Here is a 1,228-nt window from a genome sequence, read left to right as displayed (position 1 = left end):
GGGGGGAAAGCGCCGCCTGGGCGGGGACCTGGCGGCGTACGACTCGCAGACTGCGGGTGAAGGACAGCCGGTCGGGGTCGAGACCCTTCTGCAGGGCGGCCTGGTGCATCAGCTGCCGGATGGCGTGGTGGACGAGCAGGAGGCCGTAGACCTCCTGCTCGACGCCCCACGGGTACTTCGAGCGCAGGACGAGCCTGGGGCCGCGCTGGTGGGTCTTGATCTCGTCCAGCGTGGTCTCGATCTCCCAGCGCTGGATGTAGAGCGCGGCCAGGTCGGCGGCCGGTGCCTCCTTCGGGTCGAGGAGGGTGGTGAGCAGTCGGTAGACGGTGGTGTCGCCGGTGGAGGCGAGGGTGTACTCGACGACCCGGACCACGACTGGGTTGCGGCGGCTCTTGCGGTCCGGTTCGGCGTGCACCGTACTGAGGTAGGAGCCGTCGCCGAGCACGCGTACGACGGGCAGGTTCGCGCTCGAGCGCACCCGCCACAGCAGGTCCGCGCCGGTGGCCCGGGCGTGCTGCCACAGCTCGAAGCCGTAGAAGCCCCGGTCGGCCAGCAGCAGCATCCCTTTCTCGAGACGGTCGAACAGCTGCCGGGAGAGGGACTGCTCGCTCGCCGACAGCGGACCGGTAGCGGCGGCGAACATCGTGTGAGTGCCGCATTCGGCCAGCCCCACCATCCGGGCCTGCGGGAACGCGCTCGCTCCGCGTCCCGAGGCATGACGGCCGAAGAAGGCCTCGTTGGCCTCGGTGTCCGCCAGGTCCAAGGTGGTGCCGTCCACCGCGACCAGGCGCCAGCGCCGGTACCAGGCCCCCGCGGTCTGGGGCACCGCCACCGGCCGGCACACCCGCGCGAACAGCAACCGCAACGGCTCCGGGCCCAGCCGACGGCGGGCCCGACCGATCGCGGCGGTCGTCGGCACGCGCCACGACCGCCGCCCGTCCCCGAGCCCCTCGCCCAGCAGCCGCGCGACCTCCTCATAGCCCTGCCCGAAGAACAGGCACATCGCCAGCACGAAGTACACGACCACCCGCGCCGGCAACAGCCGACTGCGCTGCTCGGCCCGCCCGGTCTCGGCGATCACCTCATCCACCAGACCCGGCGGGAACGCCTGCGTCAGCACCCCGATCGCGATCCGGTCCGACAACCGCTCATCCGCAGGCGACTTGACCTGCCCCACCCTCGCCACACCACAACCAACGAGCACAGACCGCCAAAGTCACTGGCATTG

General features: G+C 71.4%; 1 protein-coding gene. It reads right to left on the bottom strand.

The window, feature by feature from the left end; genetic code table 11:
• Positions 1-1,186: IS4 family transposase (locus ACFQ6N_RS40960; RefSeq protein ID WP_380659215.1), on the bottom strand; the 1,186-nt coding region annotated here is incomplete at its 3' end.
• Between the last annotated feature and the right edge of the window lie 42 nt (positions 1,187-1,228).

The organism is Kitasatospora sp. NPDC056446, assembly GCF_042796115.1.
Lineage (GTDB): Bacteria > Actinomycetota > Actinomycetes > Streptomycetales > Streptomycetaceae > Kitasatospora.
The sequence above is the reverse complement of the archived record's forward strand: the minus strand, read 5'-3'. Positions and strand labels throughout refer to the sequence as shown.